This window comes from Micromonospora sp. D75, from assembly GCF_018070405.1.
GTDB classification, from domain to species: Bacteria; Actinomycetota; Actinomycetes; order Mycobacteriales; family Micromonosporaceae; genus Micromonospora; species Micromonospora chalcea.
In genome coordinates, this window is record NZ_JAGPXV010000246.1 from 1 (window position 1) to 8,056 (window position 8,056).

Sequence of the window (8,056 nt, forward strand, 5' to 3'; positions counted from 1 at the left end):
GGCGGTACGCAGTCCGACCCCGGCGGCGACGTAGATGCCGGTCAGTTCCAGCAGGCCGTGCGGTGTGATCAGGCCGAAGAAGACGTCTCCCTGGCCGTAGGCGACCATCACGCCGCCGACCACGCCGATGTTCAGCGCGTTCTGCCACAGCAGCCAGAGCACCGGCACCACGAGCACGCCGGCGGCCAGGCACTGGGCGGCCAGCCAGGCGTTGTGCGTCCACAGGTGGAACGCGAAGGTGGGCGCGGCGAACTCGGTGTAGTAGCCGGCGAAACCGGAGTCGACGAGTTCCCGGGCGGCTTCGTCGCCGACGAACGCGGCGGCGGTGTCCGGGTTGCCGGCGACGAACCAGATCAGGAACGCGGTGAGCAGGCTGAACCCGGTGGCCACGCCGCACCACCACGGCCAGGCCCGGTAGAGGGCGGCGGGCAGGTCGGCGACCAGGAACCGACCCACCGCCGCCCAGGAGAACCGCTGACGGCCGGTGATCCGGGCCCGGGCCGCGAGGACCAGGTGGGACAGGCGGTTCACCAGCGCCGGCTCGGGCGCCCGGGCGCGCAGGGCGGACAGGTGCGTAGCGCTGCGCTGGTAGAGCGCCACCAGCTCGTCGACCTCTGCCGCGTCGAGGCGACGCCGCCCGGTCAGGTACTCCAGCCGCCGCCATTCGGCGTTGTGTTCGGCCACGTACGCATCGAGATCCACTCGCCCTCCCCCGTTCGGCGTCCATGGTGTTCACTGTCGGGGTGCGCGCGCAACCTCCCCCACCGCCCCGGTGGGCCGACGCCGGTCTGGTCAGCGGCGAGGCGGTGGAGCTGGACGTCCGGGCGGCCCGGCTGGGCTCCCGGGTGCTGGCCCTGCTGATCGACGCGGTGATCCAGCTCGCGCTGGCGCTCGTGCTCGGCGCGGTGCTGGGGATGGTGGCGCTCGCCCTGCTCGGGGACTACCTCGACGCCGCCCTGGCCGGGGCGCTGCAGATCGTGCTGCTGGTGCTGGTGCTGATCGGCTATCCGGTGGTGATGGAACGTTTCGCCGGTGGCCGGACGGTGGGCAAGCTGGCCGTCGGGCTGCGGGTGGTCCGGGCCGACGGCGGCCCGGTGGGGGTGGGCCAGTCGCTGACGCGGGCGCTCGTCGGCGTCGCGGTGGAGTGGCCCGGGCTGGTGCTGCCGCTGCTGAGCTGGGCGGCGAGCGTCACGGTGATGCTCACCGACCCGCGCGGACGCCGGCTGGGTGACCTGGTCGCCGGCACGCTGGTGGTGCACACCCGGGGCGCGACGCTGTGGCGGCCGCTGCCGCCGGCCGCGCCGCCGCTGCTGGCCTGGGCCGGCACGCTCGACCTGACCCGCCTCGACGACGGGCTGGCGCTGGCCGTGCGGCAGTACCTGGACCGGCTGCCCCAGCTCGCCGAACCGGACCGGTTCCGGCTGGGCCGGGGGCTGTGGACGGAGGTCGCGGCGGTCACCTCGCCGCCTCCGCCGTGGGCCGCGCCGGACTGGGCGTACCTGTCGGCGGTGCTCGCCGAGCGGGGGCGGCGGGCGGCGCACCGGCTGGGCCGCAGCCGGGCGGTCGCCGCCACGCTCTGGCCGGAGCTGGTCCCGGCGCCCGCCGTGGTGCCGGGCTCCACCGGGCCGGGCGCCGTCCGGCCAGGCCCCGCCGGGCCGGGCGCGGGCCGGCTGCGGCCCGCCGCGCCGCAGGTCGAACCCGATCCGGTACGCCGCTGAGCCGCCTCGGGGAGCTGAGCCGGCTTCAGGAGAACAGCGCGCGCCCCCACCAGTCGGCTGCGTCGCGCAGGCCGGGCGGGCAGGCGAACAGGCCGCTGGAGACGTGCCGCAGGTATTCGTTCATCGCGTCGTTGCGGGCCAGCCGGGTCTGGATCGGCACGAACTGCCGGCGCGGGTCGCGCTGGTAGGCGATGAAGAACAGCCCGGCGTCGAGCCTGCCCAGCCCGTCCGAGCCGTCCACGAAGTTGTAGCCGCGGCGCAGCAGACGGGCGCCGTCGTTGGTGTCCGGGTGGGCCAGCCGTACGTGCGCGGTGTCGGCGATGAGCGGCTCGCCGTCGTCGCCCCTGGCGGCGAAGTCCGGCTCGTCGAACTCGTCCTGGCGGCCGATCGGCGCGCCGCTGCCCTTGGTCCGGCCGACGATCATCTCCTGCTCGGCCAGCGGGCTGCGGTCCCACGTCTCGATCAGCATCCGGATCTTCCGGGTGACCAGGTAGGAGCCGCCGGTCATCCAGTCCGGGCCGTCACCGGGCTGCACCCAGAGCTGGTCGCGGAGCAGGGCGGCGTCCTCGGCCTTGAGGTTGGCGGTGCCGTCCTTGAAGCCGAACAGGTTGCGTGGCGTGGCCTGGTCCCGCGACGTCGACGAGGTACGCCCGAAGCCGAGCTGCGACCAGCGGACGCTCACCACGCCCATGCCGATCCGGGCGAGGTTGCGGATGGCGTGCACCGCGACCTGCGGGTCGTTGGCGCACGCCTGGACGCAGATGTCGCCGCCGGACAGTTCCGGCCGCAGCGCGTCCCCGGCGAAGTGCGGCAGGTCGGCCAGGGCGGCCGGACGCCGGGCGGCGATGCCGAAGCGGTCCCGGCCCTGCGCGTCGCGGAACAGCGTCGGTCCGAAGCCCACGGTGAGGGTGAGCTGCGACGGGGGCAGCCCGAGCGCCTCGCCGGTGTCGTCCGGCGGGGCCTCGGGCATGCCGCCGACCGCGCCGATCACCCCGGCGTCCTTCCCGGCGGTCATCCGGGCCGCGGCGGCGGTCCACTCCTGGAGCATGGCGACGAGCCGGTCCCGGTCCTTGGTGACCACGTCGAACGCGACGAAGTGCAGCCGGTCCTGGGCCGGGGTGGTGATGCCGGCCTGGTGCTCGCCGAGGAACGGCACGGAACCGGCGGCCGATCCGGTCGCTGATGCCTCGTTCCCGCCGGCGAGCAGCGCGCCCGCGCCACCCGCCACCCCGGCGACACCGGCCACGCCGACGCCGGCCAGGGTCATCGCCCGGCGCCGGGACAGGCCACGGCCGGTCCGCTCGCGGTTCGGCTCGCTCGTCGCGTCGCCGCCGGCCGGGCCGGTCATCGCGCTACTGCCGCCGCGACCTTGCTGACCGGCTCGGCCAGCGCGTTGACCGCGTCCGACAGCTCCTTCAGCTCGTCCTTGCCGAGCTGGGTGTGCAGCTTCCAGCCGTCGCCGGCGCGGTGCTTGCCGAGCGTGGTCTCCACGTTCGCGAACTCGCTGTCGAGCTGCTTGACGAGGTCGGGCGCGCGCTGCTCCAGCGCCGGACGCAGCGCGGCGATGGCCGCCTTGGAGCCCTCCAGGTTGGCGTTGAAGTCCCAGAGGTCGGTGTGCGAGTAGCGCTCCTCCTCGCCGGTGATCTTCCCGCTGGCGACCTCGTCGAGCAGCGCCTTGGCGCCGTTGGCGAGCTGGAGCGGGGTGAGCTTCTCGGCGTCCGCCTTGGCCACGATCGCCTTGACGTCGGCCAGGAGCCGGTCGGCGATCGGGCCGTCGGAGCTGACGTCGCCGGTGGTCCAGAGGTCCTTCTCGATCCGGTGGAAGCCGGTGAACTCCATGCCCTCCTCGACCACCTCCTCGCGGCCGTCGATCTTCGGGTCGAGATCGCCGAAGCTCTCCGCGACCGGCTCGATCCGCTCCCAGTAGGTGCGGGCCACCGGGTACAGCGCCTTGGCCTTCGCCACGTCGTTCGCCTTGACCGCGGCCACGAACTCCTCGGTCTTCGTCAGCAGCGCGGCGGTCTGGCTGCGCACGTACCGCTGGTAGCTGGCGGTGGCCTGGGTCAGCGCGGCGTCGGGGGCGACAGTCGCGGCGGTGCCGCTCACCTTCAGCGCGCCCCGGATGCCCCGGCCGCTCATTCCCGGCTTGCAGGCCGTCTCGTACGTGCCGGCGGTCAGCTCGACGCGCAGCTCCCGGCTGAGCCCGGGGGCGATGTTCTCCACCTCGCCCATCACCCGGTCACCGGCGGCGTAGACGTAGAACTCGTTGACCTTGGAACCGTTGTTCGTCACCTTGAACGTGACCTGACCGGCGTCGATCTCGGTGTCGGCGACCTCGCAGACGGTGTCGGTGGCCTTGACTGCGATCGGCCCGCCGTTCTTGGCGTCGGCGTCGTCACCGCCCCCGCAGCCGGTCAGTCCGGCGACGGCGAGCAGCCCGGCGGCGGCGGGCGCGACGAGTCGGGTGGTACGCATCGTGCGGTCTCCTCGGGAACGGGTGGTTCAGGCGCGGGGGGACGGAACAGCGGCGACGTCGGCCGGCGCGGCGGGTGTGGCGGCGGCCGGAACCGGCTTGGCGGGCCGGGCGGGCTTGCGCAGGAAGAGCACGAGCACCGGGACCGCGTACGCGACCCAGGCGACCAGCTCCAGCACCGTCGGCGCGGCGGTGACGTTGAACATGCCGGCGAGCAGTGCGCCGTACCAGGCGTTCGGGTCGAGCGTGGTGGAGATGTCGAAGGCGAGGTCGTTCAGGCCGGGCAGCACGCCCGCTTCCTGGAAGTCGTGCACGCCGTACTTGAGGATGCCGGCGGCCACCAGGATGAGCAGCGCCCCGGTCCAGGTGAAGAACCGGCTGAGGTTGATCCGGACGGCGCTGCGGTAGAGCAGGAAGCCGATCACCACGGCGGTGGCGATGCCGCCGGCCAGGGCGAGCAGCGAGCCGGGCCCGGTGCCGCCGGCCGCGCTCTCGGCGGCGGCGTAGAAGATCAGCGCGGTCTCCAGGCCCTCCCGGATGACCGCGAGGAACGCCATGCCGGCGACCGCCAGGGAGCCGACCGCGAGCGCGTCGGTGAGCTTGCCGCGCAGCTCACCCGCGATGGTGCGGGCGGCCCGGCGCATCCAGAAGATCATCCAGGTCACGAACACCACGGCGGCGACCGAGGTGACCGCCTCGAACAGCTCGCGCGACTCCGAGGTGCGCAGCAGCGAGGTCGAGGTGTACTGGATGAGCGAGCCGAAGCCGACGGAGAGCGCCACGGCCAGGCCGACGCCGGTCCACACCTGCGGCAGCCGGTCGCGGCGCTGCGACTTCACCAGGAACGCGACGAGGATGCTGACCACAAGTGTCGCTTCCAGGCCCTCGCGCAGGCCGATCAGGTACGTGGCGAACATCAGCTGCTCCGTGGTCGCTAACTTAGGGCAGGCATACCTTCCTCTTGTTCACAGCAAACGTCAAGCTGATCGCGGTAACGTCACCCGGTTCGGCACCCGCCGGCCCACCCCGTACGCGAAAAGGGACCGGGACGGCCGCGCGGCGGCCGACCCCGGTCCCTTCCGGAGTGTGAACTCAGTAGCGGTAGTGGTCGGGCTTGAACGGGCCCTCCGTGGAGACGCCCAGGTAGGCGGCCTGCTCCTTGGTGAGCGTGGTCAGCTTCGCGCCGAGCGCGTCCAGGTGCAGCCGGGCGACCTTCTCGTCCAGGTGCTTGGGCAGCACGTAGACGCCGATCGGGTATTCCTCGGTCTTGGTGAACAGCTCGATCTGCGCGATCGTCTGGTTGGCGAACGAGTTCGACATCACGAAGCTCGGGTGGCCGGTGGCGTTGCCCAGGTTCAGCAGGCGGCCCTCGGAGAGCACGATGATCGCGTGGCCGTCGTCGAAGCGCCACACGTCGACCTGCGGCTTGATGTTCTCCCGGGTCACGTCGCTGCGCTTGGCCAGGCCGGCCATGTCGATCTCGTTGTCGAAGTGGCCGATGTTGCCCACGATGGCCTGGTGCTTCATCCGGGCCATGTGCTCGTTGGTGATGACGTCGAAGCAGCCGGTCGCGGTGATGAAGATGTCCGCCTGCTCGACCACGTCGTCCAGCGTGGCGACCTGGTAGCCGTCCATCGCCGCCTGGAGCGCGCAGATCGGGTCGACCTCGGTCACCACGACCCGGGCGCCCTGGCCGCGCAGCGACTCGGCGCAGCCCTTGCCCACGTCGCCGTAGCCCATGACCACTGCCATCTTGCCGCCGATCAGCACGTCGGTGGCCCGGTTGATGCCGTCGATGAGCGAGTGGCGGCAGCCGTACTTGTTGTCGAACTTGCTCTTGGTCACCGAGTCGTTGACGTTGATGGCCGGGAAGAGCAGCGTGCCGGCGCGGTGCATCTCGTAGAGCCGGTGCACACCGGTGGTGGTCTCCTCGGTGACGCCCTTGATGCCGGCGGCGATCCGGGTCCAGCGCTGGTTGTCCTCGGCCAGCGAGCGGTGCAGCAGTTCGAGGATGACCGCGTACTCCTCGGAGTCGGCGGACTCGACCGGCGGTACGGCGCCCGCCTTCTCGAACTCGGCGCCCTTGTGGACGAGCAGGGTGGCGTCGCCGCCGTCGTCCAGGATCATGTTCGGGCCCTGCCCGTCCGGCCAGGCGAGCACCTGCTCGGTGCACCACCAGTACTCCGGCAGCGTCTCGCCCTTCCAGGCGTAGACCGGCACGCCGGCCGGGGCCTCCGGGGTGCCCTCGGGGCCGACCACGATCGCCGCGGCGGCGTGGTCCTGGGTGGAGAAGATGTTGCAGGACGCCCAGCGGACCTGCGCGCCGAGCGCGACAAGGGTCTCGATCAGGACGGCGGTCTGGACGGTCATGTGCAGCGAGCCGGTGATGCGGGCGCCGGCCAGCGGCTGGGCCTCGGCGAACTCACGCCGGATCGCCATCAGGCCGGGCATTTCGTGCTCGGCGAGCCGGATCTCCTTGCGACCGAACGCGGCGAGCGACAGATCCGCCACCTTGTAGTCGCCCTCGGCGAGGGTGCTCGGCCGAGCCTGCGACGACGCGCCGCTGGAGGCCGCGGGGAGGGTGCTGGTCATGGAAGCTCCTGTCGAACGATGTGGTGCGCAGCCTTCCACCTTACGCGCGCGACCCACCCGGCCGGTGCCCGGTTGACCGAGCACACAATCGGCCGGTCGGCGGACAGCGCACGGGGCGGTCGGTCGTGGACGGACTTTCCGTCCACGGCCCGGCCGCCCCGTGCATCCCCCCGGTTTGGTTCCCCCGCACGCCATCGGACCTTCGTCGCGACAACGCTGCGTACCCATAGGGTCACACCACGCCAGTGGGCCGTCAAGCTATTTCGGGAAAGTCGGACTTGCGGCTTTTGCTGAGCGCTCAGCGCAGGCCACAGGTGGCGACGAACGCCTCGCCGTCCCCGCTCAGCGTCAGCGGACCTCCCGCTGCCGTGCCCACAGCGGCCTGTCCCGCGCCCAGCGTGACCACGCCCACCCCGTCGTCAACGGTGAGCTTCCCGGTCCGGCAGAGCACCACCCGCGGCCCGGGCAGCGTCAACCGCGCCCCCGGCGACCCGGTGGCGACCTCGACCCGGTGCAGCGCGAAGTCCTCCACCGGCACCGGCCACGTCAGCACACCGGGCGCCACCGTCTCCGGCCGCAGCACCGGCTCGGTCAGCACCTCGAACCGAAGCACCCGCAGCAGCTCGTCCACGTCCACCCGCTTCGGGGTCAGCCCGCCACGCAGCACGTTGTCGCTGGCCGCCATGATCTCCACGCCGGTGCCGCGCAGGTAGGCGTGCAGGTTCCCGGCCGGCATCCAGATGCCCTCGCCGGGCGCCAGCCGGACGTGGTGCAACAGCAACGCCACCACCACGCCCGGATCCTCCGGATAGCCGGCCGCCAGCGTGCGTACCAGCCCGGCGTCCGCCGACCCGGGACCGGCGTCCGCCGCCGCCAGCACGGCCGCCACCAGCCCGGCGCGCTCCGCCCGCGGCCAGCTCAACAGCAGGCGTACCGCCTCCCGCAGCCCCGCCGGCCCGGCGCGCAACGCCGCCACCACAGGTTCCAGCGCGGGTACGCCGAACGCGGCGATCGCCGCCGCCGACTCCTCCGGATCGCGGAAGCCGCACAGCGCGTCGAACTCCGAGAGCGCCACCAGCAGCTCCGGCTTGTGGTACGGGTCCACGTAGTTGACCCGCTCCACGTCGGCGGCGTGCCCGGCGCGGGCCTGCTCGGCGTCCGGATGGGCCTGGAGGCTCAGCGGGGAGTCGGCGGCCCGCTGCGGCAGCGGGTCCGGCAGCCGGGTGCCGATCCGGGCGCGCAGCCGCTCACCCAGCCGGTGGGCCGGGTCGGC

The 8,056-nt window shown here is 72.8% G+C and carries 7 protein-coding genes; 1 reads left to right on the top strand and 6 read right to left on the bottom strand.

The window, feature by feature from the left end; translation table 11 throughout:
• Positions 1-702: stage II sporulation protein M (locus tag KBX39_RS16295; RefSeq protein ID WP_210871342.1), on the bottom strand; the 702-nt coding region annotated here is incomplete at its 3' end.
• A 23-nt stretch (positions 703-725) separates the two neighbouring features.
• On the opposite strand from KBX39_RS16295, the gene KBX39_RS16300 reads away from it, so the two are divergent.
• Positions 726-1,718, top strand: a complete 993-nt coding sequence (locus KBX39_RS16300; RefSeq protein WP_210871345.1) for an RDD family protein — start codon at positions 726-728, stop codon at positions 1,716-1,718.
• Positions 1,719-1,743: 25 nt separating this feature from the next.
• Here KBX39_RS16300 and efeB read toward each other — a convergent pair whose 3' ends face one another.
• From efeB to manA, 5 genes are all read right to left on the bottom strand, one after another.
• Positions 1,744-3,066 (bottom strand): iron uptake transporter deferrochelatase/peroxidase subunit, encoded by a 1,323-nt coding sequence (gene efeB, locus KBX39_RS16305; RefSeq protein WP_069087460.1) that lies wholly within the window; start codon positions 3,064-3,066, stop codon positions 1,744-1,746.
• A complete protein-coding gene (gene efeO, locus KBX39_RS16310; RefSeq protein WP_104113183.1) occupies positions 3,063-4,193 on the bottom strand; it encodes an iron uptake system protein EfeO in 1,131 nt (376 codons plus the stop codon). Before efeO ends, efeB begins: the two co-directional genes overlap by 4 nt.
• Positions 4,194-4,220: 27 nt before the next feature.
• Positions 4,221-5,108 (bottom strand): iron uptake transporter permease EfeU, encoded by an 888-nt coding sequence (gene efeU / locus KBX39_RS16315; protein WP_043326403.1) that lies wholly within the window; start codon positions 5,106-5,108, stop codon positions 4,221-4,223.
• 175 nt (positions 5,109-5,283) lie between these two features.
• Complete coding sequence (gene ahcY, locus KBX39_RS16320; protein ID WP_043326405.1) at positions 5,284-6,783, bottom strand: adenosylhomocysteinase; 1,500 nt, start codon at positions 6,781-6,783, stop codon at positions 5,284-5,286.
• A 298-nt stretch (positions 6,784-7,081) separates the two neighbouring features.
• Positions 7,082-8,056 (bottom strand): mannose-6-phosphate isomerase, class I (manA, locus tag KBX39_RS16325; protein ID WP_210871347.1); only part of this gene is annotated, 975 nt, incomplete at its 5' end.

What these genes read in the sequence shown, in the direction of transcription:
- efeB (WP_069087460.1), bottom strand. Translation starts at nt 3,066, where the DNA reads ATGACCGGCCCGGCCGGCGGCGACGCGACGAGCGAGCCGAACCGCGAG.
- KBX39_RS16300 (WP_210871345.1), top strand. Translation starts at nt 726, where the DNA reads ATGGTGTTCACTGTCGGGGTGCGCGCGCAACCTCCCCCACCGCCCCGG.
- ahcY (WP_043326405.1), bottom strand. Translation starts at nt 6,783, where the DNA reads ATGACCAGCACCCTCCCCGCGGCCTCCAGCGGCGCGTCGTCGCAGGCT.
- efeO (WP_104113183.1), bottom strand. Translation starts at nt 4,193, where the DNA reads ATGCGTACCACCCGACTCGTCGCGCCCGCCGCCGCCGGGCTGCTCGCC.
- efeU (WP_043326403.1), bottom strand. Translation starts at nt 5,108, where the DNA reads ATGTTCGCCACGTACCTGATCGGCCTGCGCGAGGGCCTGGAAGCGACA.